The sequence below is a fragment of the Micromonospora sp. NBC_00858 genome (assembly GCF_045207365.1).
Taxonomy (GTDB): Bacteria; Actinomycetota; Actinomycetes; order Mycobacteriales; family Micromonosporaceae; genus Micromonospora.
In genome coordinates this window covers 1339546-1361648 of record NZ_CP108828.1, presented here as the reverse complement: position 1 = coordinate 1361648, position 22103 = coordinate 1339546, and the positions used below count along the sequence as shown (strand labels likewise).

Genomic DNA, 22103 nt, shown 5'->3' with positions numbered 1-22103 from the left:
TGCACCCGTCAACCGGATGCACCTCCCGTTCAACGTGGACTCCCCCGTCCACGACCAACTGCGGCACCGGACCCGGTGCGAGCCGGGGACCTCCCCTGCCGCAAAAAAGGGAGGTACGACCACCGATGAAAATCCGACCGACCGCTCGATGGGTGGCGGGGATGTCAGCCGCAGCGATCGTTGCGCTGACCGCCACCGCGGGCCTGCCCGCCGTGGCGAACTTCGCCAGCCCGTCGCGTGGCGCCAGCAGCTACCCCGGCCAGTCCCCCGTCGTCCAGACCGACAAGGGCGCGGTCCAGGGTGCGGCCAAGAGCATGGTGACCTCCTTCAAGGGCATCCCCTTCGCCGCGCCGCCGACCGGCGACCTCCGCTGGAAGGCGCCGCAGCCGGCCGCCAAGTGGAAGGGCACCAGGGACGCGACGCAGTTCGGCGCCTCCTGCGTGCAGGGCACCGGATGGGACCCCGGATATGACAAGCCCACGCTGACCGAGGACTGCCTCTACCTCAACGTGTACCGCCCCAGCGACGCCTCGAAGAAGAACCTCCCGGTCTTCTTCTGGATCCATGGCGGCGGCAACACCGCCGGCGCCGGGCGCGACACCAACCCGGACAAGTTCGTGACGCGAGAGGACGTCGTCTACGTCACGATCAACTACCGGATCGGCGCCATGGGCTACCTCGTGAATCCGGCTCTTGAGGCGGACAACCGCGACGGCTCGGCCGGCAACTCCGCGATCCTGGACCAGCAGGCGGCACTGCGCTGGGTGCAGAAGAACATCAAGGCCTTCGGCGGCAACCCCAACAACGTCACCGTCGCAGGGCAGTCCGCGGGCGCCGGCAACACGGCCGTGCAGCTCGCCTCGCCCTCCGCGCGAGGTCTCTTCGACCGCGCCATCCTCCAGAGCGGAGGCGGCAGCCCTCTGCGGACGTTGCCGGCGGCCCGGCAGAGCGGCGAGCAGTTCAGCTCCGAACTCGGCTGCCCGACGGGCGCGGGCCAGGTCGACTGCCTTCGCTCGAAGAGCCCCACCGAGATCCTCGCGGCACAGGCCAAGGTCCGTCAGTCGGGCGCTGTCGCCGGCACTCGCGTCGTGCCGACCGACCCGATCGACCTGATGAAGACCGGCAAGCTGACCGATCTGCCGGTCCTGGTCGGTGGCACCTCCGACGAGTCGCAGCAGAGTGTCTTCGCCGCCTACGACTACCTCGACAAACCGCTCACCAACGAACAGCTCAACACCCTGATCTCCACCACGTACCCGAACGGTGCCGACCAGATCCGTGCCGCCTACCCGGTGGCGAACTACAAGTCGCCCACCGTCACCTGGGGTGCGATCCAGAGCGACCAGCGCGCGTGCCGGGACCAGACGCTGCGCGACCGGCTGGCGACGAACACCAAGACGTACGCCTACGAGTTCGCCGAGAAGAACGGCCCGGCCTTCGTCTCGATCTGGCGCCTCAACACCGACTATCCCTTCGGTGCCACCCACGTCAACGACCTCGGCTACCTCTGGGACTACCTCGGCACCGCCCTGCCCTTCAGCACCGAGCAGGTCGACCTGTCCAACCAGATGATCAGCTACTGGGGCAGCTTCGCCCGCGACGGCAACCCGAACGTGCGGTTCGCGCCGATCTGGCCCCGGTACGCCCCGCAGGGTGACCTCCTGCAGTTCGCGGCCCCCAGCGCCCAGCGGGCCACCCACGCCCAGATCGACAGCTCGCACAACTGCTCCCTGTGGGACGCGGTCAGTCCCGCTGTCTGACGACGTCAGCGAGGTCCGCGATGTGGTGTCTCGGCACCACATCGCGGATCCCGGGAAGGAGCGCAGCCGGCGAGCCGCTGCTGCGCGGAACCCCTCAGTCCAACCGAAATGGAGTGTTACGTGAGACCTCTCTCCAAGCGTCGCCTGGCCACCTGGGCGGCGGCCGTGGTCGCTCCCGTGCTGCTGCTCGGCGCGGGTGTCGGCGCCGTCGCTCAGGCGGACGGCAAGGGCGACGGACGCGGCGGTGACCCCGTCGTGCAGAGCCAGAGCGGGCTCGTCCGTGGCGTCGCGACGCCCCAGTTCGACCAGTTCCTCGGGCTGCCGTACGCGGCGCCTCCGGTACGCGAACTCCGGTTCGCCGCTCCGGCCGCGCCGGAGTCGTGGCGGGGAATCCGGTCGGCCGATCGGCAGTCCCCGGCGTGCCTGCAGTTCGAGCCGACCGGCATCCGCGAGGAGCAGGCGGTCAGCGAGGACTGCCTCTACCTGGACGTCTACCGGCCGCGCAACGTCGCGAAGAACGCCAAGCTGCCGGTCATGGTCTGGTTCCACGGCGGAGGTCACACCCAGGGCACCGGCGTCATCTACGGCGGCGGAACGATGGCCGACAAGACCGACACCATCATCGTCTCGGTCAACTACCGCCTCGGGGCGCTCGGTTTCCTGGCCCACCCCGCACTCAGCGCGGTCACGAACGGCGGCTCCGGCAACTATGGCCGGATGGACCAGCTGGCGTCTGCCCAGTGGGTCCGCGACAACATCGCCAACTTCGGCGGCGACCGGAACAACGTGACGATCTACGGTCAGTCCGCCGGCGGACAGGCCGTCTGCGACATGCTGGCCATGCCGGCGGCCAAGGGGCTGTTCCACAAGGCGATCGTGCAGAGCCAGCAGTGCCTGGCCACCCGGAACACGCTCGCGGCCGGTGAGCAGCGGGGCGTCGGATTCGCCGAGTCGGTGGGTTGCACCGATGCCGCCACCGTCGTGAACTGCCTGCGCGCGGCGTGGCCCGCGAAGCTCATCGCCAACCAGGCAAACTACCTCGGCAACTCGAAGGTGGGCGGCTCGCTGCTCCCCAAGTCGTTCCCCGACGCGCTCGCCGACGGCACCTGGAACAAGGTGCCGGTGATGACCGGCACCACGCGCTCCGAGAACCGTCTCACCGAGACCGCCCTCGCCGGAATCACCGCGCAGGGCTACGTCGACACGATCAAGCGCGAGTACGGCGACAAGGCCGACAGCGTCCTCGAGCTGTACCCGCTGAGCAAGTTCAAGAGCCCGTGGGACGCCATCACCCAGGTGCACACCGACGCCGGGCGCGCGTGCCTCACCGAGCGGGCCGCTCAGGTGATCTCGACCAAGACCCCGCTCTACCGCTACGAGTTCAACGACCCGACCTCGCCGACCCTCTACGGGTTCCGCGTCCCGGGTGAGGACGTCTCCAACGGACACAGCGGCGAGCTCGCCTACCTGTTCGACTTCACCCTCGGGGAGCGGCCCCTGACCGCGCAGCAGGAGCGGCTGTCGGACCAGATGATGCGGTACTGGGGCGCCTTCGCCCACAACGGGAACCCGAACTACCGGGGTGCCCCGGCGTGGCCGACCTACGGTGCCGAGAACGTGCTGCAGCTGCGCACCGGCGGAGCGAGCCGCGTGATCAACACCTTCTCGGCGGACCACAACTGCGGCTTCTGGCTCAGCTGACCTCGCGCGGCGCGCATCCATAGCAGAACAGTGCGGGCCCGCCCCGAACGGGGGCGGGCCCGCATCACGCCGCTGGGCGGTCAGGCGAACTGTGGCACGCGAGACTCCTGGCGCGGTTCGAGCGAGATGTACGCGGACAGCGCGCGGAGGAAGTCGGGCGCGTCGAAAATCTCGCCAGCGGAAGCGACGCCGCTCACCCTCGTCTGACTGCCGAGAATGCGATGGACCGCTTCCACCGCCAGCGGTGCGCTGATGGCGTAGATGTCCTGGCCGCTGGCGACGACGCGTCGCTGCGTGTCGCCGGAGCGCACGATGACGTCCACGGTGAACGTCTGCGCGGACCGGCCGCGCTCGTCGACCGCAGCCGGTGCGGGTGTGTCTCGCGCGGCCAGGTCCTTGGCCGCGTCGGTGGCCATGTACGTCCGCACCTCGGGGATGGACAGGTGGCTGGGGACGGTGACGACATCGGCCATCGCGAACTCACCGAGGACCGTCCGGGTGCCCATCGGAGCGGGGAAGTCCCACTCCAGAATCGGCAGCTCGCGCTCGTCGAGGTAATACTCCAGCCGGCCACCGGTGTAGCGGACACGTTGGCCATCGCGCCGTTGCCGGGAGACGGTGCCGGAGGCGAGGGTCCCGGCCGTGGGGTGCCAACTGCTCAGGCCGTACGCGACGTGCGCCTCGTCGGCCGCCACCCAATCGCCCATCGCCGTCGTGACCAGCAGATCGCCGAGTCCGCCGAAGAAGGCCATCGCCGGGACCACCGCGACGCCCGCGGCCTGAGCGCGGTCGGTGAAGTGCGTGAACGTGTCGAGGTTCGCCTCGATCTCGGCCGCCACGTCCACGTACGGGACCCCGGTCCGCAGGGCGGCCTCGATCACCGGCGCCGCCGTCGAGGCGAACGGGCCGGCGCAGTTGATGACCGCGGCCGCACCCCTCAATGCCTGGTCGAGCGAGGCCGGATCGTCTACCGACGCCACCCGGTACTCGAGCCCCGGATGCGACGCCGCCAGCGCCTGGAGCTTGCCCGCGTCGCGACCGAGGAGAAGCGGGACGTACCCGCGATCGCGCAACTCCGTCACCACGAACCGCCCGGTGTGTCCGTACGCACCGAATACCGCCACGGTCTGACCCGAACCCATCTGCGGTTCCTCCATGCTTTTCGAAAGATCGACTGAAGAGAGCCTGTCAGCAGCGCCCGGCTCGGACGAGTGTCTGGAACGCCATGCCCCGTACAATTTCGGACATGGCCACTATCGCGCTCGCCGCCACCGAGGGGATGCTGCACTTCGAGCTCGCCATGGCCTGCGAGGTCTTCGTCCGCGACCCCTCCGGCCTGGCAGACCCGTGGTACGACCTCGTGGTCTGCGGCCCCGGCCCGGTCCGGATCGGCACATTCCTTGTCGACCCTGACGACGGGTTGGACCGACTCGCCCGCGCCGACACCGTGATCATCCCTGCCGTGGAAGACATCGACGCGGACGTGCCTTCCGACCTGCTCGACGCCGTCCGCACGGCCCACGAGGCGGGCGCTCGGATGGTCTCGCTGTGTACCGGTGCGTTCGTGCTGGCCGCAGCCGGGGTGCTGGACGGGCTGCACGCGACCACGCACTGGGCCCACACCGAGGCGCTGGCCGCCCGCTATCCCCGGGTGAAGGTCGACCCGGACGTGCTCTACGTCGACAACGGCAACGTGCTCGCCTCTGCCGGCAAGGCCGCCGCGATCGACCTGTGCCTGCACCTGATCCGCCGCGACCACGGCTCGACGGTCGCCAACGCCGTCGCCCGCCGCCTGGTCGTCCCGCCGCACCGCGCCGGCGGCCAGGCCCAGTTCGTCACCACCCCGGTGCCCGCCCGCGACGACCATCCCCTCGCCAACCTTCTTCCCTGGGCGATGGAACGACTGAACCGTCCGCTGACCGTGGAGGACCTGGCTCGCCAGGCGAACATGAGTTCGCGAAACCTGGCCCGCCACTTCAAATCGGTAACCGGCACCACCCCACTGCACTGGCTGTCAACGCAGCGGATCCGCCGGGCCCAGGAACTGCTGGAGAACACCGACAACAGCATCGACGCCATCGCTCAGGCGGCCGGTATGGGAACCGCCACGACGCTACGCCGACACTTCAACCGCACCGTCGGTGTACCTCCGGACGCCTACCGTCGCACCTTCCGCAGCGCCTGACCCGCACGCCCACCGAACGGCGGGTACATTGATCGAACAATCGACCAACTCAGCAACGGGTGGGCCACGAGATGAGCAAGCTGCAGTATCAGTGCGCCATGTCTCTCGACGGCTTTATCGCCGGCCCAAACGGCGACATGTCCTGGCTCAGCAGCCAATCCGACGACACCCCCACCGACACAACCGAAACTGAAACCACAAACCCTCTCGTAGCGCAGGTCGGCGCGGTACTCACCGGGAACCGCACCTACCGTGGCGACGACCCGAACGCCGGCACTGACAAAGAGGGCGGCTATGACGGGCAGTACTTCGGGCCGTCTATTGTGCTCACCCACCACATACCGGAAATCGCCGAACCCGGCGTTACGTTCGTCGACAATCTCGACAAGGCCATATCCATGGCCAAAGAGGCCGCCGGGGAAAAGCTGGTCAGCGTACTCGGCGCCAACGTCGCCCGCCAATGCATCGAGATCGGCGCGCTCGACGAGATCCTCGTCTACATCACACCGGTACTCCTTGGCGACGGCGTCCGGCTCTTCGATCACCCCGGCGGCTCTCTCGTCCGGCTCGAAGTCCTGGAAGCAGACAACCTGAGCATCCTCAGCCGCATCGTCTACTGACCGAGCGGCGCCATTTGAATGCCGCGCTGCGACCCGCACACAAGCACGCCGATCCGTTCCCGCCGGCCGTAGTCTCACCAGCATGACGAAAACGCAGACGCACACCCTCTCGGTACCCGGCGCCGACCTGGTCTACGACGTCCGCGGCCCGCTATCCCCGTCTGGCGGATCCCCCGCGCTGCTCATGATCGGCCAGCCGATGACGGCCGAGGGCTTCGAGGCGCTCGCCGAACACTTCACGGACCGCACAGTCGTCACCTACGACCCGCGCGGCCTGGGCCGCAGCATCCGCACGGACGGCCGGTCCGACCACACCCCGCAGCGTCAGGCGGCCGACCTGCACCTGCTGATCGAGGCGCTCGGCGCCGGCCCGGTTGACGTGTTCGCCAGCAGCGGCGGTGCGGTGACCGCACTCGAACTGGTCGCGACGCACCCCGGCGACGTCGTCACACTGGTGGCGCACGAGCCGCCGATCAACGTTGTGCTCCCCGACGCCACGGCCGCCGAGCGCGCCCGGGCCGCCTTCTACGAGGCGTACCAGGCGAAGGGCACCAGCGCAGGGATGGCCGCCTTCATCGCGATGACTTCCTGGCAGGGCGAGTTCACCGAGGCCTACTTCGCCCAGCCCACGCCCGACCCGGCGATGTTCGGCATGTCGACCGACGACGACGGCACCCGCGACGACCCGCTGCTGTCGAAGAACTCGTGGGCGATCAGCGACTACCGCCCCGACGCGAGCGTGCTCACCGCAGTACCGACCCGGATCGTGATCGCGGTCGGCGAAGAGTCGGCGGGAACGTACACCGCGCGTACGGCCCTGTGCACTGCGGCGTTGCTCGGCCAGGAGGCCACGGTGTTCCCGAGCCACCACGGAGGCTTCCTCGGTGGTCAGTTCGGTTACGCCGGCAAGCCCGAGGAGTTCGCGGCAAGGCTGCGCGACGTGCTGGACGCCGGCTGACCGTCGCGGGCCTGCGCAGCAAACGGGACGGCCACCGGCGACCGCCTGTCGCATCGCTGGTCGGTCCGCACGGACACGCCCGCAGCACCCCTGACTAGCCTGCGTAGGGTGATCATTCGAAGAGACGAAGGGGTCTGACGATGAGCCACGAGACGCCGGCTACCGATCACCCGCTGACCACCGCGCTCGCGGAGGCCGCCGGAATGGCCGGCCACGCACCCTCGGTGCACAACACCCAGCCGTGGCGCTGGACGGTCCTCCCCGACGCGCTGGAGCTGCGGGTGGTCCACGACCGCCAGCTCAGCGCGACGGACCCTGAGGGCCGGCTGCAGGCGATCAGCTGCGGCGCCGCGCTGCACCACGCCCGGGTGGCGCTGGCCGCCAAGGGCTGGACACCGGTGGTGGAGCGGCTGCCCGACCCCGCCCAGTCCGACCTGCTGGCCCGGCTCACCAGCTTCCACCACACCGGCGCCGACCCGGACGCCACGCGTCTGGTCCAGGCCATTGAGGTGCGGCACACCGACCGCCGCCCGGTCAGTGACGAGCAGATTCCCCCGGCGATGCTCGGTGAGATCGAACGGGCGGCCACCCGCGAGGGCGCGAACCTCCAGGTCCTCGACGACACCCAGAAGCTCGAGCTGGCCAGCGCTGCCCAGCAGGCCGCCGCTGTCGAGGCGGCCAGCCCTGGGCTGCGCGAGGAGCTGGCGTACTGGACCAGCCGCGCCGGCGCCGGCACCGGGCTGCCGCCGGAGGTGCTGCCCGAGCAGGCGCCACAGACCACCGTCCCGGTGCGCGACTTCGGCCGCGCGGGCACCCTGCCGGTCGGCTCCGGCCACGACCAGGCCGCCGTCTACGGGATCCTCTGGGGCAGCGAGGACGAACCGGACAGCTGGCTGCGCGCCGGCGAAGGGCTCTCCGCCGCCTGGCTCACGGCCACCCGGCTCGGGGTGTCCCTGGTGCCGCTCTCCGGCGTGGTGGAGGTCGACGGCACCCGCCAGACGCTGCGGCGAATGCTGTCCGGCCTGGGCTTCCCGTACCTCGCCATGCGGCTCGGCGTGGCCGACCCGACGCACGCGGACCTGCCGCACGCCCCGCGGCTGGAGACCGCGCAGACCGTCGACACCTCGGCGGTGGCCGGCCAGCTGCCATAGCACCGACGGTGACGCCGATCTCGTCCTGTCATGCGGGCAGCCGCAGACCTGATCGGAAAGGATGGTCGGGTGATCAGTGGTAGTGATGGCCGCATGACCAAGACCGGCTCGGGCGATCCGGTCGCCTGGCACGCCGTCGCAGCAGACGGCGTCGCCACGGCCTTCGCGGTCGAGCCACCGTACGGGTTGACCGCGCTGGAGGTCGAGCGGCGGCGGAGTCAGTACGGGCTCAACCGCCTCGCCGAGGCACCCAGGGAGCCGTGGTGGAGGGCTCTCCTCCGGCAGTTCCAGGACCTGCTCATCGTGATTCTGCTGGTGGCGGCCGTGGTGAGCCTGCTGGTCAGCAGGGAGTGGGAGACACCGGCGGCGATCGCCGTCGTGGTGTTGCTCAACGCGACGATCGGGTTCGTGCAGGAGTCTCGGGCGGAGGCATCGCTGGAGGCGCTCAGACGGATGCTCGTGACGGCGGCGACCGTGCGCCGGGACGGTCGGCTGCTTCGGGTCAACGCCGAAGAGCTGGTGCCGGGTGACGTGGTCGTGGTCGAGGCGGGCGACCGGATGCCGGCCGACGCGCGGTTGCTGCAGGCGATTTCGCTGGAGGTGCAGGAGTCGTCCCTGACCGGCGAGGCGCAACCCGTGACGAAGAGGGCGGAGGCCGACGTGCGGCCGGACGCCGCGCTGGGTGATCGCGTCACGTTGTTGTTCATGAACACAATGGCGACCCGCGGTCGTGGCGAGGCAGTCGTCACTGCCACGGGGATGGATACGGAAATCGGTCGGGTAGCCGGGTTGTTGCACGAGGCCCGGGCCGGTCTGACCCCGCTGCAACGGCAGATCAACGCCCTCGGTCGCACATTGGCGGTGACCGCCGGCATCGTCATCGCCATCGTGTTCGGCCTCGGACTGGCGCGAGGGCAGCAGTTCCACGAGCTTTTCGTCACCGCGGTCTCGCTCGCAGTGGCGACCATTCCCGAGGGACTGCCGGCGGTCGTGGCGTTCACCCTGGCGATGGGAACCGGCCGTCTCGCCCGCCGCGGAGCGATCATCAAGCGGCTGGCGTCGGTGGAGACGTTGGGCAGCACGTCGGAGATCTGCACGGACAAGACCGGCACGTTGACGTTGAACGAGATGACGGCGCGGGAAATGGTCTTCGCGGGCCGGCCGTTCACCGTCTCTGGTGAGGGTTACCGCACCGACGGGCAGATCCAGACCACCGACGGCGGCGTCGGGCCGGGTGGGCTGAAGGACGCGCTCACCGCGATGGCGCTGTGCAGTGACGCGGTGCTGCGGGACGATGCGCTGGTCGGTGACCCCACGGAGGGCGCCCTGGTGGTGCTCGCGGAGAAGGGTGACGTCGATGTCGCGCGCCTGCGCGCGCAACGTCCCCGACTCGCCGAGGTGCCGTTCGACGCCGATCAGAAATACATGATCACCTTCCACCTCTGGACCGGCGAGAACGGAGAGGAAATCGTCCGGGCCTTCATCAAGGGCGCGCCGGACGTCCTCGCCGAACGCGCCGACCGGCACCTTGACGGGGAGCACGTCGTCGCCTTCGACGACGACGCGCGGGTGCGATACGGCGAGGCCAACGCGGACCTTGCACGGCGCGGACTGCGAGTACTCGCGATCGGTGTGCAGGACCTGCCGGCGGCGGACTTCGATGCCGCAGCAGACCTGCGGAAACTACTCGATCGTGTGGTGTTGCTCGCGCTGGTGGGAATCGTCGATCCGCCACGCCCGGAGGCCCGCGACGCGATCGCCGCCTGCCGCGACGCCGGCATCCGAGTCCGGATGATCACCGGCGACCACGCCGTCACGGCAGCGGCGATCGCCGAGAATCTCGGCATCCAGGGCAGAGCCGTCACCGGCAGGGACCTGGACCGCATCGGCGACGACGACCTCGCCGACTACCTGGCCGACATCGGCGTCATCGCCCGTGTTTCGCCGGCCCACAAGATCCGGATCGTGCAGGCACTGCAGAACACCGGCAGCGTGGTCGCCATGACCGGCGACGGCGTCAACGACGCCCCCGCGTTGCGGGCCGCCGACATCGGCGTGGCGATGGGCGTCACCGGCACGGAGGTGGCCAAGGAAGCCTCCACCATGATCCTCACCGACGACAACTTCGCCACGATCGTCCGCGCCGTTCACGGAGGGCGGGGCATCTACGACAACATCGTCAACTTCACCCGTTTTCAGGTGTCCACCGCGTTCGCATTCGTGATCACCTTCCTCGTCGCGTCGGTGACCGGCATCGCCGGCGGGGCACCCTTCACCGCTCTGCAAATCCTGTTCGTCAACCTCGTCATGGACGGTCCTCCCGCCATGTCGTTGGGTGTCGACCCGGTCAGCCCGGACGCGATGCGCCGACCACCACGGCCTGCGGGGGAACACATCCTCAACCGGCAGCGAATGGGTCGGATCGTGCTGGCTGCGGCCGTGATGGCTGCGGGAACGGTCGCGGTGCTGCAGTTGGCGCCCGGGCCCGCCCCGGCGGCGGCGCACGCCACGATCGCCGGCACCATGGCGTTCGTGACGTTCGTCTTCTTCCAGGTGTTCAACCTGCTCAACGTCCGCAGCTTCACCCGCAGCGTGTTCTCACGGGAAACGCTGCGCAACCGGTCTGCCTTCGTCGCCACCGGCGTGGTGGTGGCCCTGCTCGTGCTGGTCGTGGAACTCGACGTGCTGAACGGACTGTTCACCACGACCGACCTCAGCGCAGGCCAGTGGCTGGCCTGCGCTGCTGTCGGGTCAACGATCCTGATCGCCGGTGAAGTCGTCAAGGCACTGACGCGCAGCCGTCGGCACCGGCAGAGCCTGGCCGCCGGGGCTGGCGTGTCGTGACAGCACCCTAGGGGCAGGTGCCCTAGTCAGCTTCGTTGGCAGGAACCTCAGGGACCACCAGGACGGGCCGGTGGGCGCGGTGCAGGGTGGCCATGGCGACGCTGCCCAGCAGAATCTTGCGCACGGCCGAACGTCCGCGCGAGCCGACCACGAGCAGGCTCGCCTTTCGGTCCGCTGCGACCGCGGCCAGCGCGTCGGCAACGGCCCGCCCGGGGGCCCCAGCTCCGGCGCGCACACGGACGGTAGTCACGTGCTGATCGCCTGGCGCCGCCACCGCAGGGCTCTTCTCGCTGTCGCTGTCGCCGTCGCTCTCGACAGAGACCAGAACGACATCACGTTCGGGGAAGAGCCGCCGGGCGGTGGTGAGCGCAGCCTCGGCGCTTGCCGAGGAGTCCCAGCCGACCACGATCGGCCCGTCGGCGAGCGCGGCATGTTCGTCGGTCAACAGCGGGTGTGGCACCACCAGCACAGGACGCGGGCTGTAGTGCACGGCCATGTCCGACACGCTGCCGAGTACCGCCCGCGCGCCGCCCAGCCCTCGGGAGCCGATCAGCAGCACATCGGCCTGCTTCTCGTCGGCCGCCTCGGCCAGCTGCAGCCCTTCCCCGCCGTAGCTGCGGCACACGAGAGGCTCAGCGTCCCAGCCCGCGGCCCCGGCCAGCATCACACCCATCGATGTCAAGCGATCGGCCTCGCGGCCGCCCTCACGCTCGACCGCCTGCACATACACATTGATGTTGCGGGTACCCGTCCACAGCCGCCGCCGCAACTCCTCGCTGGCGAACGGAGGCGTCCACAGATGCGCGATCCATGCGTGAGCCCCAGGAAACAACAGCCCCCCGGCTTCGATCGCAGAGCTCGCGGCCGGAGACCCGTCGTAACCCACCACTACTCGTCTGACGTTCGCGCCACTCACCGCACAACCTCCCTAACGTGCCCGAACAAAGCCGCGCCCCGGATGAGAGCGCGCGCCGCATGCCGATACCGACGCCTGCGGTGGCCGGCCGGCTGGATAAGTACGGCAGAAGGGCACAACCTGATCATATCTTCGGCGCAGGTCAGCACCGGCTCTCGCCCTGGCGCTACCAACCGGCGGCCCTGCCGCGAAGCCTGACCGACCGCCGCGTCCGACGTGGCGATCACGGCGCCGCCCAAGGGGCCGATCAACGAAGACCAGCGCCCGACGTCGTTGGCAGTCGGGTGGTGATCGACCTCGCCGACAAGCACTACTTCGCGCAGGGCGGCCGGGCCTGACGGAGAAAAGCCGTGGAGACCGGTCAGAGCATCTGACCTGTCTCCACGGCCGCCGGAAGGAATCGTGCAGCCGACTCCCCCTGTGGCTCCGCGGTGCGCTAGACCCGGGTGACCCGGACGGCGTCGGCCACGACGTAGCCGGCGGCGCTGGTCCACCGACTCACCGCGACCAGGTTGCGGTCGCCGGCAGCAAGCGAGAAGGTGCCGAGCGAACGCCAGACGCCACCGTTGGCGCGCTGGTCCACGTTGACCGTCTGGGTGCCCGAGGCGGTGGCGATGACGTGCGGGGTTGAGCTGTTGTACCCCGGATCGGCCGGGTGCCGTACCTCGATCCGGTAGTTTCCGGCCGCCGGGATGTCGACCTTGAACCAGGCGGCGTCGCTGGCGGGGGTGGGGTCGGCGAAGCGGTAGTCAGCGCCGTAGCGCTGGCTGGAGTAGCTCGAGGTCCCCCAGTTGGTGCTCGCCGTGAACCGCCCTGCGGTGGCGTTGTCCACGATGACGCTGAAGGTGGGCGGGGGGGTGCTGCCCAGCCCCAGATAGCTGGCGATGCCCTGAGCGTGCGCGCGGGCGGTGGCGGTGATGAAGTCGGCCCGTTTGAGCAGGTTCGCGTCGGCCAAGGTGTCGATGAAGAGATTCTCGGTGAGCACCGCGGGCATGTTCGTCTCGCGCAGCACGTGGAAGTTGGCCGTCTTCAGCCCCCGGTCGGTGACCGAACTGACCGACCGCATGCCGGCGATCACCTTCGGGTGCAACGCGTTGTGCAGATTGACGGTGGCGGCGTCCGCCGTCGGGTACCGGTAGCTCTCGAAGCCGGTGCCGCCCCCGGAGTTGATGTGCACACTCACGAAGAGGTTGGCACCCCAGGCGTTGGCGTCGTCGGTGCGGTAGGCCAGGCTGCGAGTGATGTCGGTCGTCCGGGACATACGGACGTCGACGTTCCAGCTGGCCAGCAGGATACTGCGCAGTTGCAGGGAGATGTCGAGCGTCAGGGCCTTCTCCTGCAACCCGTTGCCGACCGCCCCAGAGTCGGTGCCGCCGTGGCCGGGGTCGATGTAGATCTTGGGCAACGCGGCATGCGCGGCTCCCCCGAAGATGGGGGCGGCCGCAGCACCGGCGAGGGCCGCCAGCAGGGTACGCCGCCGTAGCGCCACGTCATCGAACATATGCACCTCTCATGGGGAACCGAAGAGATCAACGATGGACGGAATATAGCGGACCGTCGATGGATATGAAAGATGTCTTCGCCTAGCGATCTGACCGTCGGAGGTTTCCGCCACTGCGCCGCCGGTCAACCAACCGTGGGACGACGCAGGGCACTCAAGCGCACGGCGAGCAGTCCTCTTCGGATGCAGCACCGCAGCCACCGGCGGTCGCGGTAGGTTGCACAGTCATGGCCACGACCGCCGACGTCCGCCACGAACTCGCCAGCCTCGCCGACCCACGTCGAGCGGCGGCATCGAGCCAGTTTCTGCAGATGGCCCCGGGTGGGTATGGCGAGGGCGACAAGACCATCGGTGTCTCCGTGCCGGAACAGCGCAAGGTGGCCGCCCGCTACTGGCGCGAGCTCTCGCTGGCCGAAACGGCGAAGCTGCTGAGCAGCGGCGTGCATGAGGAGCGGCTGACGTCGCTGTTCATCCTGGTGCGCAAGTTCACCAAGGCAGATGAGGAGGAACGCGGCCGGATCTTCGGCATCATCCTGGCCAACACCGGCCGCATCAACAACTGGGACCTGGTGGACTCATCGGCGCCGTACATCGTCGGCCCTTGGCTGATCGACAAGGACCGGAGCGTCCTGGACCGGTTGGCCGAGTCGAGCCTGGTGTGGGACCGGCGCATCGCCATCATGGCAACTTTCGCCTTCATCAAGGTCGGTGACTTCCAGTGGACCTTCCGCCTCAGTGAACGGCTCCTGCGCGACCCACACGACCTCGTCCAGAAGGCGGTGGGCTGGATGCTGCGCGAGGTAGGCAACCGTGACAGAGCGGCGGAGGAGGAGTTCCTGGCCCGACGCTACCCAGTCATGCCGCGGGTCATGCTGCGCTACGCGATCGAAAAGTTTGAACCGCAGCGACGCAGGGAGTACCTGTCCGGCGCGGCCTAGATGATTGATGCCCGCCGATTCAGGGCAGCGGGACGAGGTAGGAGTCGACACGGGCGATGAGCCCGTCGCGGAATGTGAACAGGTCGTTGAAGGCGAACCGGAACGGCCCGTGCTCGACGCTGGCGCCGCGGCCCTCGCCCGTGGTGACGACGACTGGGCCGTCCTCGTGGACGCGGTGGACGTCGAGCTCGGGGCTGCCGGTGAACGCCGGATTCTCGATCTCGCCGTCGAACTCGGCCTTGCCCCGGGTGGTCCGATGGCCGTGGATGACCCACTCGACGTCGTCGGTGAGGGTCGCGAGGATTCGCGGGTGGTCGCTCGTCCGGAATCCGTCGAAGTACTCGGCGACGAGGTCGCGTTGGGTCGTCGGTGTCATGGCGTTCTCCACTCTGGTGTGGCCTCGTGGTGCTGCAGGTGTGTGGCGAGGGCGTCGAGGATCGAGGCGAGCCCGTCGGCTGCTTGGGCGATCCGGAGCTCGGGGGGAAGCCTGCGCTGGTGGACGATGAGGTCCGTGCCGCCGTTGGCGGGGCGGACGGTCACGGTCGTGCGGAGGCCGGTGACGGGCTCATCGAACACGAGTTCGTGCGGTGCGGTGATGCTCACGTAGACGAACCGGAGCCGGCGGGTCGCGCCGTCCGGCGCGCGGGTGTCGAGTGCGAACTCTCCCCCGGGACGCAGGTCGACGGTCACGGACTCAGGGGGCACGGTGGCGTGTGAGCCACCCCAGAACGCGGCGATGCTTGCCGGCGAGGTGAAGGCGGTCCAGACACGTTCAGGGTCCGCCGGGAGGTGGCGTTTGGCGATCAGTTCGTCGCCGCGGAGCTCTGCGCTGGCGGTCAACGGACGGCTCCGTCGCCGGTGAGGTGCTGTTCGAGGGCGTCGAGCCGGTCGTCCCAGGCGCGGCGCTGGTCGTCGATCCACGTGCTGAGCAGCGACAGCTGATCGGCCCTCAGTCGGCAGGGGCGTCTGGTGCCCTCGCGTCGCTGCTCGACCAGGCCGCACCGCCGCAGGACACCGACGTGGTGGGAGATCGCCTGTGGGGTCAGGTCGAAGGGTTCAGCCAGCTCTCCCACCGTGGCGTCACCCCGCGTGAGGCGAGTCACCAGGGCGCGACGGACCGGGTCACCGAGAGCGGCGAAGGCCGAATCGAGGTCTGGGCCAGGTGTCGCGAGCGAGGAGGGCATGGCTTCACCATAGCGCAAACGATCGTTTGCGCAAGCCATCTTTTTCAAAGATGGACCGCCGACCTCCACCCAAATCCAGGGCGGCCTGGCCCCACGACTACGGTCCGCTACGAAGCCGTCAGCGCTTGGCTGTGGCGAAGCGGAGCATGGCCCGGTACATCCGGGCGGGGCCGGCAGGGGCTCGGCCGCCGTGGCGGCGCATGCCTGGAGGAAGTACGCGACCAGCCGGCGCGACGTTTCGGGTGCGGCGTCGGCGGTGGCGGTGAGGACGCCAGCGTTGGCCATCAGGAACATGGCCATGTCCTCGGCGACCATAACCCCGGCGGGAGTTGCGGCCGGCGGTGTTCAGTGTCGAGGTCATCACGGCACCCTGCTCACCAGGCGCAACGCCTGGTGGGTCAGGCCGGAAACACCGCTAGATCCACTCCCCGCCCCGACGAGGCACCGCGCGGAGCAAACGTGTAAACGCCGGATAAGCGGGTAACGGCTGCCTCGGCATCAGCGCCGCGCGGCGAGGGGGACTTTGATGGAGAGCCGAGCCAAGGTCATGGGACACGGCATTCACCCAATGTTGATCGTTTTCCCGTTGGGGCTACTGGCCACCTCGGTGATCTTCGACATCCTGTATCTCATCACGGATCGAACCGGCTTTCAGATCTCCGCCGCGTACACCATCGCCGCCGGTGTGCTCGGCGGTCTCCTCGCCGCGCTGTTCGGCATGATCGACTGGAAAGCCATCCCGGCCGGGACTCGCGCCAAACGGGTCGGGGCCGCTCATGGGCTCGGGAACGTCGTCGTGGTGCTGCTCTTCGGCATCAGTTGGTTGTTGCGGCTGAATGCGGAGAACTGGGAGCCCCCTGCGGCGGCACTGGTCCTGAGCTTTGTCGGAATCGTTCTGTCCGGTGTCACGGCCTGGCTCGGTGGCGAACTCGTCGAGCGTTTGGGCATCGGGGTGAGCGCGGATGCCGGCGTCAATGCCCCGAGCTCCCTGGCCCGCTAGAAGCTGTCGGGATTGCGGGATGGGCGTGGTCATCGCACGGTCTCCTGATCAACAACCGGGGCATCCCGGATCGCGAGTGCGGCCTGGATGAGCGCGGCGTGGGTCAGCGTCTGCGGGTAGTTGCCGAGGAAAGCGCCGGTTGCGGGGTCCAACTCTTCGGCGTAGAGGCCGAGTGCGTTAGCGCGTCCGAGCAGTTCCTGGAACAATTCGACCGCCTCGGTGCGTCGTCCGGTGTGGGCGAGGGCCTGCACGAGCCAGAATGAGCAGGGCAGGAACGCGCCTTCGGAGCCGGGGAGGCCGTCGCGTCCTGACGGGTAGCGGTAGAGAAGTGGGCCGCCGGCAGAAAGCCGGTCACGAATGGCGTCGATGGTGCCGCGTATGCGTGGCGACGCAATGTCGTCCATGCCCAGCAAGGGCAGGACGAGCAGAGCCGCGTCCAGTGCCGGTGAGCCGTAGCTGCCGACGTAGCTTTCCTGCGACGGGTCGAAGGCCCGGGCCCGGACATCGGTGGCGATGGCATCCCGGGCGCCCTGCCACCGGCGGCGCTGCCGCTCGGAGAGCCGGTGAGTAGCGGCGATGCGCAGGGCCCGGTCGAGAGCGAGCCAGCCCATGAGCTTGGAATGCACATGCTGGACGGGCTCGCGCACCTCCCAGATGCCGGCATCGGGCTCCGGCCAGCGCTGGGCGACCAGATCGGCAAAGCCGCGCACCGCCCGCCACGTCTCCGAATTCAGGCGGTGCCCGGCCTGCACGAGCACCCACGCGGCGTCGACCACCCAGCCATAGCCGTCGAGCTGGTGCTGCTCGGCGGCGGCATTGCCAACCCGTACCGGCGTGCTGTCGAGGTAGCCACCCCAGCCGGACAGCTCCCGCTCTCGCGGTACGTGGCGGCCGTCCAAGGTGAGCAGCGCCGGCAGGCGCGGTCGCTGCAGCCGGCTGGCGTGCAGCAACCACGCGAGGAATCCGTTGGCCTCCCGGAGTTTGCCGACGCCGAGGAACGCGTTGACATTGATGCTGGCGTCTCGTGGCCAGACATAGCGGTAGTCCCAGTTGCGCACCCCGCCCGGATCCTCGGGCAACGATGTCGTCGGTGCGGCCACCGGCGCCTGCGACGGAGAGTAGGTCAACAACCGCAGGGTCAGCAGACTGCGTACGACGCTCTCCCGGAACGGCAGCGACGCGTCGATTTCTGCGGCCCAGTCCCGCCAACGGCCCTCGTCGGCGACGACAATTTCCCAGGCCGCGGCCGGCTCGACGTGGATCAACGGTTCGCGATAGGCGATGGCCAGGACGAGGGTGACCGGACGACCCGGCATGACGGTGACCGCGGTGGGCGTACCCGGTTCGACGGTGACTCCGGGTGCGCAGCCCAGCGACACCGCGAGCGACCCCCACTCACACACGAGATCCCGCCCGCGATGGTGGACCCGGGGTCGGCGGTGCTGGGCACCGAGCCGGGGATCGAACTCCACAACGGCGTCGACTGGACCTCCCTCGGCCGACAGACGCCGCACGAGCATCGTCGTGGGCAGCAGACGTCCGGCGAGCTCGGCCACCATGGCCTCGGTGAGGGTGAGCCGGCAGCCGTCCACCATCCAGGTCGTCTCCAGCGTGGCGGTGTGCTGCCGGTAACGCCGCTCGACGACTGTGGCGGGTCTGGCCGGCCCGACCCGAAAGGCCCCCGCCGCCGGGCCACCGACCAGCCGGCCGAACAGGGGATCGCCGTCGAAGCGGGGCACGCAGAGCCAGTCAATCCCGCCGTCACTGGCGACGAGGGCAGCGGTGCGGGTGTCACTGAGCAGCCCATAGTCTCCGATCGGCGCCGGAGGCCACTGACGGGTCGAGGGGACGGCAGTCATGAGGAACCTCCAGCGACGAGCTGCCGGCGGCGGCCGCGCGCCAGCCAGGAATGCTCATCGCTGCCGGTGCAGGTCAACGAGCCTGAAGGAGTAGCCCGAGGACCACCCCGTAGACGACATGGACGAGTGCCGTGACCGTCGGAGTCTGAACGCCATAGTTGAGGGCGAACAGGCCGGGCGGCTCCAGCACGGCGGTGCTGGCCGGGCCGGCCCGATGTGACGCCATGCGCGGATGGACACCAGGCAGCAGGGGCAGGAGCACAGTCAGCGCAATCGCGACGTGGAGTGCACCGAGCAGCGCTCCGATCCACCAGGTGGCGCGATGCAGCATGGCGAACACGGCCGCGTACCCGAGCGCGAAGCCCTGACCGGCAGCGAGGTGGATGAAGAACCCGACGACCCGGGCCCGGTCGGGATCCTCGGTGACGATGGTCCCGAGCACCAGAGGAAGGTCGAGACGGGTGAGCCCGGCCATCTGCGCAGTGATCGACGTCGCGGTGAGCGCCACGGTGGCGACCAACCCGAACAGTGCCCATCCAGCCCAGTCCATCTCAGCGAGAGCAGGCGGCCAACGCTGGCCCGGCCTGGCAGACATGCGCGGCCGCGCGTGAAGGTGACCGTGTCGGTACCGGTCGAACAAGCGCCGCCCCGCCCATCCGTACGCGGCAACGCGAATTGATCCCGGACATCGCACGCCTTCCGGCTAGCACAGGAAGAGTCATGTTCGGCGCCGTCCGTAGCGCATGTCTTCGCACAGCTATCAGCCACGGTGGTCGCCCGGGTCTTACCCTAGGCGCACGGCACCTGCAGGACCGGCGGTTCGCCGGACGGCCTTGTTGAACACCAGAGCGACCGTGAACATCCGAAAGTTCCTCGGTGCTGGCTTCCTTGCCGACGCGGCGATCCTCCTCGTGGAGGCGACTAGTTCCCTCCGGGTACCTGGTCCTTGACCTCGTCGTAGCCGGCCTTGGTCGGTGCCGCGGTCGGCGAGTAGATCACCCGGATCACGCCCGTCGGAAACGCCTCCGTCGCCGTCAACTTCAGGTGGTACGCCGTATCGCCCTCGTCGAACAGCTTGCGGCCCTTACGCGCCGCTACCGGATGCACCAGCAGGCGCAGCTCGTCGACCAGCCCCGCGGCCAGCAGTTGCTGCACCACGGAGATCGACCCAGGGATGAGGATGCCCTTGATGCCGGCATCAGCCTTGAGCGAGGCGACCGCATCGAGGAGTTCGCCCTTGATCAGCTCGGAGTTGCGCCAGGAGAACTCCAGCGGCTGACGCGAGACGACCACCTTGCGTACGTCCCCGAGTTGCTTGGCGAACTGTGCATCCTCCCCACCGGCGGCCTCACGGTCGGGCCAGGCTCCGGCGAAGCTGTCGTACGTCTCGCGGCCGATGAGCAGCACGTCAGAGGTGTCATAGTCCTCGCCGACGGCGCGCCCCATGTTCTCGTCGAAGTACGGAAAGTGCCAATCGGGGTCGATCTCGGCCACACCGTCGGCCGAGATGAACAGCGTGGAGATGACCTTTGCCATCGCGGTGATCCCTTCGAGTCAGGTGGTATCGGCGGGTACACCGGCGCATCATCCCAAACTCATCGGCCAGCCACGGTCCGCCGCTACGAAGAGTTCGCGTGTCGAGCTCGTGAACGCCTGTCGGCGGCATGTGCGGACGCCCGCGCTACTCGCTCAGAAGCTGCTCGCGCAGGATGTCTGCGTGCCCGCCGTGCTGAGCGAGCTCGCGCAGCACGTGGAGGTACACCCAGCGCAGCGGGAGCGGGCCGCGCCGGTTGCCATGCACCGTGTCGTCCAGCCCGAGGGGTGACGTCGCACGGCGTGACGCTTCGCATGCCTCGGCATGTGCTCGCCGAAGGGTAGCGATGGTGTCGTCGTCATCGAGGATGAACGACTCGTCTGGCGTCGCGGGGATGCCGATCTCGGCGCGCGATCGGCACGTGACGGCTTCGTCGAACCAGACCTTCTCGACGAAAGTCGCATGCTTTACCAAGCCCAGCAGCGTCGTCCGGGACGGCACCAACGATCGGCGCGCCTGCTCCTCGGTCAGCCCGTCCAAGCAGTCATTGAGCACGCGGCGGTGCTCATCGAGAAACGCCTCGAACTGGGCCTTCGCCGGCTGATTGATCACGTCTTCGGCGAATGTCGGCGGGAAGGAAGACATCTGCGCAGCATCTCAAGACCCGCCAACCAAGAGCAACTAGAACGGCTCTGGTGATTCAAGCTGGCGGGTGCCACGCTAGGCACCTGGCGAGGGAAAGCACGTTCATGGCGGATAGTCGTCGGCGCGGTGGTCAAACCCGCCGGGCCAGGCTGACCAGCCTGGCCCGCCATAGGAGGTCGTGATGTCGGTAGAGAATCGAGCGGAAAAGCCGAAGCTTCCGCCACGCTGGTTCATCCGGCTGGCCTGGCACGTTCACCGGGGCCTGTATCGGGTCTTTCGCGGCCGGGTCGGACTCTGGCGGCCCCGCGCCAACCGCTGGGGCACCGTGCGGCTGACCACCACCGGGCGCCGCACCGGCCAGCAGCGCAGCGTCATCGTCGCGTACCTGGAGGATGGGCAGAATCTGTTCACGCTGGCGATGAATGGATGGGGTGAGGCTGAGCCCGCCTGGTGGCTCAACCTGCAGTCGCATCCGGATGCGACCGTCGACCTGGTCGACGGGCAGCGGCTGGTACGTGGGCGCGCCGCGACAGGCGAGGAGCGGGTGCGACTGTGGGCCCGGTGGCGCGAAATCGACACGAAACTCGACGCTTTCGCGGCGCTGCGGTCGTCCGAGACCGCTGTGGTGCTCCTGGAGCCCCGGCCTGCCGTCGAGCACGTTACCGAGTAGTTGCGGCCCGGGTTCACGACGCGGATCCGACGGGGTCTCCCCCGGCGCCCGGTGACAACTGGCCTTGATGGCCGGCCCGACGCTGTGCCCTGCTGGCCTACCGCAGCCACCGTTGTGCGGCGTCGGCAGTGTCCTCGGGGCTGCTGTTGAAGGCGATGGCCGCCCCGGGAGCACGCTGCCGAACGAGGTTGACCACCGTCTCGAAGAACTCGAGCAACGGCTCATGCTTGCGGATGCCGCCCCCAACCACCACGCAGGCGTAGTCCTTCCGGGTCAACGCCTCGACGATCGCTCCCTCGGCGGTCTCGTCGGGCACCACCAAGCACAGGTCGGCCTCGATATCGAGATCAACGAAACGGGCCTGACCGCGTGCGATCGCCGCTACGACCGGCTCAGGGTCCCAGCCCGGGATCCTGACGGGATCGAGACCGATCACCAACACTGGCCCCCGTGCCATGCGTCCTCCTTCTTGCCATCGAAGGGTCTGGCCCTGGCGCTCGGTGCCCACAGGCATCGAGCGCGCGGAACACCGACACTTCGTCGGACGGCCATGTCACACGTCCCGATGCTGCCACAGGCGGCACCAGAGGTGCTGGACTCCCGACCGCCGCAGCGGACACCAACCGTTCCCTCGGAC

At 68.9% G+C, this 22103-nt stretch carries 22 protein-coding genes; 11 read left to right on the top strand and 11 right to left on the bottom strand.

What is annotated here, in order from left to right:
- Window positions 1–161 precede the first annotated feature (161 nt).
- Together OG990_RS06490 and OG990_RS06485 are read left to right on the top strand one after the other, a co-directional pair.
- A complete protein-coding gene (locus OG990_RS06490; protein ID WP_406079370.1) occupies window positions 162–1760 on the top strand; it encodes a carboxylesterase/lipase family protein in 1599 nt (532 codons plus the stop codon).
- Window positions 1761–1880: 120 nt separating this feature from the next.
- The gene (locus OG990_RS06485; RefSeq protein WP_406079369.1) at window positions 1881–3461 is read left to right on the top strand and encodes a carboxylesterase/lipase family protein; all 1581 of its coding nucleotides are present in this window, start codon (window positions 1881–1883) and stop codon (window positions 3459–3461) included.
- An 80-nt stretch (window positions 3462–3541) separates the two neighbouring features.
- Here OG990_RS06485 and OG990_RS06480 read toward each other — a convergent pair whose 3' ends face one another.
- Window positions 3542–4603, bottom strand: a complete 1062-nt coding sequence (locus tag OG990_RS06480) for a saccharopine dehydrogenase family protein (RefSeq protein WP_406079368.1) — start codon at window positions 4601–4603, stop codon at window positions 3542–3544.
- Between the two features lie 104 nt (window positions 4604–4707).
- Between OG990_RS06480 and OG990_RS06475 the strand changes: the two genes are divergently transcribed.
- The 5 genes from OG990_RS06475 to OG990_RS06455 all read left to right on the top strand — a co-directional run bounded on the left by OG990_RS06475 (window position 4708) and on the right by OG990_RS06455 (window position 11219).
- The gene (locus OG990_RS06475; RefSeq protein ID WP_406079367.1) at window positions 4708–5646 is read left to right on the top strand and encodes a helix-turn-helix domain-containing protein; all 939 of its coding nucleotides are present in this window, start codon (window positions 4708–4710) and stop codon (window positions 5644–5646) included.
- Between the two features lie 71 nt (window positions 5647–5717).
- Window positions 5718–6266 carry a dihydrofolate reductase family protein gene (locus tag OG990_RS06470; protein ID WP_328418068.1) on the top strand — a complete coding sequence of 183 codons (549 nt, stop codon included), beginning with the start codon at window positions 5718–5720 and terminating at the stop codon, window positions 6264–6266.
- An 82-nt stretch (window positions 6267–6348) separates the two neighbouring features.
- The gene (locus OG990_RS06465) at window positions 6349–7224 is read left to right on the top strand and encodes an alpha/beta fold hydrolase (protein ID WP_406079366.1); all 876 of its coding nucleotides are present in this window, start codon (window positions 6349–6351) and stop codon (window positions 7222–7224) included.
- Between the two features lie 140 nt (window positions 7225–7364).
- Entirely contained in the window at window positions 7365–8375 is a 1011-nt protein-coding gene (locus tag OG990_RS06460) for an Acg family FMN-binding oxidoreductase (RefSeq protein WP_406079365.1), read from the top strand.
- A 93-nt stretch (window positions 8376–8468) separates the two neighbouring features.
- On the top strand, window positions 8469–11219 hold the full coding sequence (locus OG990_RS06455; protein WP_406079364.1) for a cation-translocating P-type ATPase: 2751 nt from the start codon (window positions 8469–8471) through the stop codon (window positions 11217–11219).
- A 22-nt stretch (window positions 11220–11241) separates the two neighbouring features.
- Here OG990_RS06455 and OG990_RS06450 read toward each other — a convergent pair whose 3' ends face one another.
- The gene (locus OG990_RS06450) at window positions 11242–12135 is read right to left on the bottom strand and encodes a universal stress protein (RefSeq protein WP_328418076.1); all 894 of its coding nucleotides are present in this window, start codon (window positions 12133–12135) and stop codon (window positions 11242–11244) included.
- Between the two features lie 17 nt (window positions 12136–12152).
- Here OG990_RS06450 and OG990_RS06445 point away from each other — a divergent pair, with 17 nt between their 5' ends.
- Complete coding sequence (locus OG990_RS06445) at window positions 12153–12473, top strand: hypothetical protein (protein WP_406079363.1); 321 nt, start codon at window positions 12153–12155, stop codon at window positions 12471–12473.
- Between the two features lie 98 nt (window positions 12474–12571).
- Here OG990_RS06445 and OG990_RS06440 read toward each other — a convergent pair whose 3' ends face one another.
- A complete protein-coding gene (locus OG990_RS06440) occupies window positions 12572–13636 on the bottom strand; it encodes an N-acetylmuramoyl-L-alanine amidase (protein ID WP_406079362.1) in 1065 nt (354 codons plus the stop codon).
- Window positions 13637–13863: 227 nt separating this feature from the next.
- Here OG990_RS06440 and OG990_RS06435 point away from each other — a divergent pair, with 227 nt between their 5' ends.
- Window positions 13864–14574 carry a DNA alkylation repair protein gene (locus OG990_RS06435; protein WP_406079361.1) on the top strand — a complete coding sequence of 237 codons (711 nt, stop codon included), beginning with the start codon at window positions 13864–13866 and terminating at the stop codon, window positions 14572–14574.
- Between the two features lie 19 nt (window positions 14575–14593).
- On the opposite strand, the gene OG990_RS06430 is transcribed toward OG990_RS06435, so the two are convergent.
- From OG990_RS06430 to OG990_RS06420, 3 genes are read right to left on the bottom strand one after another with little or no spacing between them, the layout of a single operon-like run.
- A complete protein-coding gene (locus OG990_RS06430) occupies window positions 14594–14950 on the bottom strand; it encodes a nuclear transport factor 2 family protein (protein WP_328418084.1) in 357 nt (118 codons plus the stop codon).
- The gene (locus OG990_RS06425) at window positions 14947–15414 is read right to left on the bottom strand and encodes an SRPBCC domain-containing protein (RefSeq protein WP_406079360.1); all 468 of its coding nucleotides are present in this window, start codon (window positions 15412–15414) and stop codon (window positions 14947–14949) included. The genes OG990_RS06430 and OG990_RS06425 overlap by 4 nt, the downstream gene beginning before the upstream one ends.
- A complete protein-coding gene (locus OG990_RS06420; protein WP_406079359.1) occupies window positions 15411–15758 on the bottom strand; it encodes an ArsR/SmtB family transcription factor in 348 nt (115 codons plus the stop codon). Before OG990_RS06420 ends, OG990_RS06425 begins: the two co-directional genes overlap by 4 nt.
- Before the next feature lie 526 nt (window positions 15759–16284).
- On the opposite strand from OG990_RS06420, the gene OG990_RS06415 reads away from it, so the two are divergent.
- The gene (locus OG990_RS06415; RefSeq protein WP_406079358.1) at window positions 16285–16758 is read left to right on the top strand and encodes a DUF2231 domain-containing protein; all 474 of its coding nucleotides are present in this window, start codon (window positions 16285–16287) and stop codon (window positions 16756–16758) included.
- 29 nt (window positions 16759–16787) lie between these two features.
- On the opposite strand, the gene OG990_RS06410 is transcribed toward OG990_RS06415, so the two are convergent.
- The 4 genes from OG990_RS06410 to OG990_RS06395 all read right to left on the bottom strand — a co-directional run bounded on the left by OG990_RS06410 (window position 16788) and on the right by OG990_RS06395 (window position 20796).
- The gene (locus OG990_RS06410) at window positions 16788–18617 is read right to left on the bottom strand and encodes a glycoside hydrolase family 15 protein (protein WP_406079357.1); all 1830 of its coding nucleotides are present in this window, start codon (window positions 18615–18617) and stop codon (window positions 16788–16790) included.
- A gap of 73 nt (window positions 18618–18690) precedes the next feature.
- The gene (locus OG990_RS06405) at window positions 18691–19167 is read right to left on the bottom strand and encodes a hypothetical protein (RefSeq protein ID WP_386983173.1); all 477 of its coding nucleotides are present in this window, start codon (window positions 19165–19167) and stop codon (window positions 18691–18693) included.
- 371 nt (window positions 19168–19538) lie between these two features.
- Window positions 19539–20153, bottom strand: coding sequence for a dihydrofolate reductase family protein (locus tag OG990_RS06400; protein ID WP_386983175.1), 615 nt, complete (start codon window positions 20151–20153; stop codon window positions 19539–19541).
- A gap of 145 nt (window positions 20154–20298) precedes the next feature.
- Entirely contained in the window at window positions 20299–20796 is a 498-nt protein-coding gene (locus OG990_RS06395) for a DinB family protein (protein ID WP_355603835.1), read from the bottom strand.
- Window positions 20797–20977: 181 nt separating this feature from the next.
- On the opposite strand from OG990_RS06395, the gene OG990_RS06390 reads away from it, so the two are divergent.
- Window positions 20978–21466: a nitroreductase/quinone reductase family protein gene (locus OG990_RS06390; RefSeq protein WP_406079356.1), complete on the top strand. Its 489-nt coding sequence runs from the start codon at window positions 20978–20980 to the stop codon at window positions 21464–21466.
- A gap of 97 nt (window positions 21467–21563) precedes the next feature.
- On the opposite strand, the gene OG990_RS06385 is transcribed toward OG990_RS06390, so the two are convergent.
- The gene (locus OG990_RS06385) at window positions 21564–21902 is read right to left on the bottom strand and encodes a hypothetical protein (protein ID WP_406081681.1); all 339 of its coding nucleotides are present in this window, start codon (window positions 21900–21902) and stop codon (window positions 21564–21566) included.
- Window positions 21903–22103: the final 201 nt, after the last annotated feature.

Excerpts from the sequence above, each read along its gene's own strand:
- OG990_RS06490 (WP_406079370.1), top strand. The coding sequence starts at position 162 with ATGTCAGCCGCAGCGATCGTTGCGCTGACCGCCACCGCGGGCCTGCCC.
- OG990_RS06480 (WP_406079368.1), bottom strand. The coding sequence starts at position 4,603 with ATGGGTTCGGGTCAGACCGTGGCGGTATTCGGTGCGTACGGACACACC.
- OG990_RS06475 (WP_406079367.1), top strand. The coding sequence starts at position 4,708 with ATGGCCACTATCGCGCTCGCCGCCACCGAGGGGATGCTGCACTTCGAG.
- OG990_RS06470 (WP_328418068.1), top strand. The coding sequence starts at position 5,718 with ATGAGCAAGCTGCAGTATCAGTGCGCCATGTCTCTCGACGGCTTTATC.
- OG990_RS06465 (WP_406079366.1), top strand. The coding sequence starts at position 6,349 with ATGACGAAAACGCAGACGCACACCCTCTCGGTACCCGGCGCCGACCTG.
- OG990_RS06460 (WP_406079365.1), top strand. The coding sequence starts at position 7,365 with ATGAGCCACGAGACGCCGGCTACCGATCACCCGCTGACCACCGCGCTC.
- OG990_RS06455 (WP_406079364.1), top strand. The coding sequence starts at position 8,469 with ATGACCAAGACCGGCTCGGGCGATCCGGTCGCCTGGCACGCCGTCGCA.
- OG990_RS06440 (WP_406079362.1), bottom strand. The coding sequence starts at position 13,636 with ATGTTCGATGACGTGGCGCTACGGCGGCGTACCCTGCTGGCGGCCCTC.
- OG990_RS06435 (WP_406079361.1), top strand. The coding sequence starts at position 13,864 with ATGGCCACGACCGCCGACGTCCGCCACGAACTCGCCAGCCTCGCCGAC.
- OG990_RS06430 (WP_328418084.1), bottom strand. The coding sequence starts at position 14,950 with ATGACACCGACGACCCAACGCGACCTCGTCGCCGAGTACTTCGACGGA.
- OG990_RS06420 (WP_406079359.1), bottom strand. The coding sequence starts at position 15,758 with ATGCCCTCCTCGCTCGCGACACCTGGCCCAGACCTCGATTCGGCCTTC.
- OG990_RS06415 (WP_406079358.1), top strand. The coding sequence starts at position 16,285 with ATGGAGAGCCGAGCCAAGGTCATGGGACACGGCATTCACCCAATGTTG.
- OG990_RS06410 (WP_406079357.1), bottom strand. The coding sequence starts at position 18,617 with ATGACTGCCGTCCCCTCGACCCGTCAGTGGCCTCCGGCGCCGATCGGA.
- OG990_RS06405 (WP_386983173.1), bottom strand. The coding sequence starts at position 19,167 with ATGGACTGGGCTGGATGGGCACTGTTCGGGTTGGTCGCCACCGTGGCG.
- OG990_RS06400 (WP_386983175.1), bottom strand. The coding sequence starts at position 20,153 with ATGGCAAAGGTCATCTCCACGCTGTTCATCTCGGCCGACGGTGTGGCC.
- OG990_RS06395 (WP_355603835.1), bottom strand. The coding sequence starts at position 20,796 with ATGTCTTCCTTCCCGCCGACATTCGCCGAAGACGTGATCAATCAGCCG.
- OG990_RS06390 (WP_406079356.1), top strand. The coding sequence starts at position 20,978 with ATGTCGGTAGAGAATCGAGCGGAAAAGCCGAAGCTTCCGCCACGCTGG.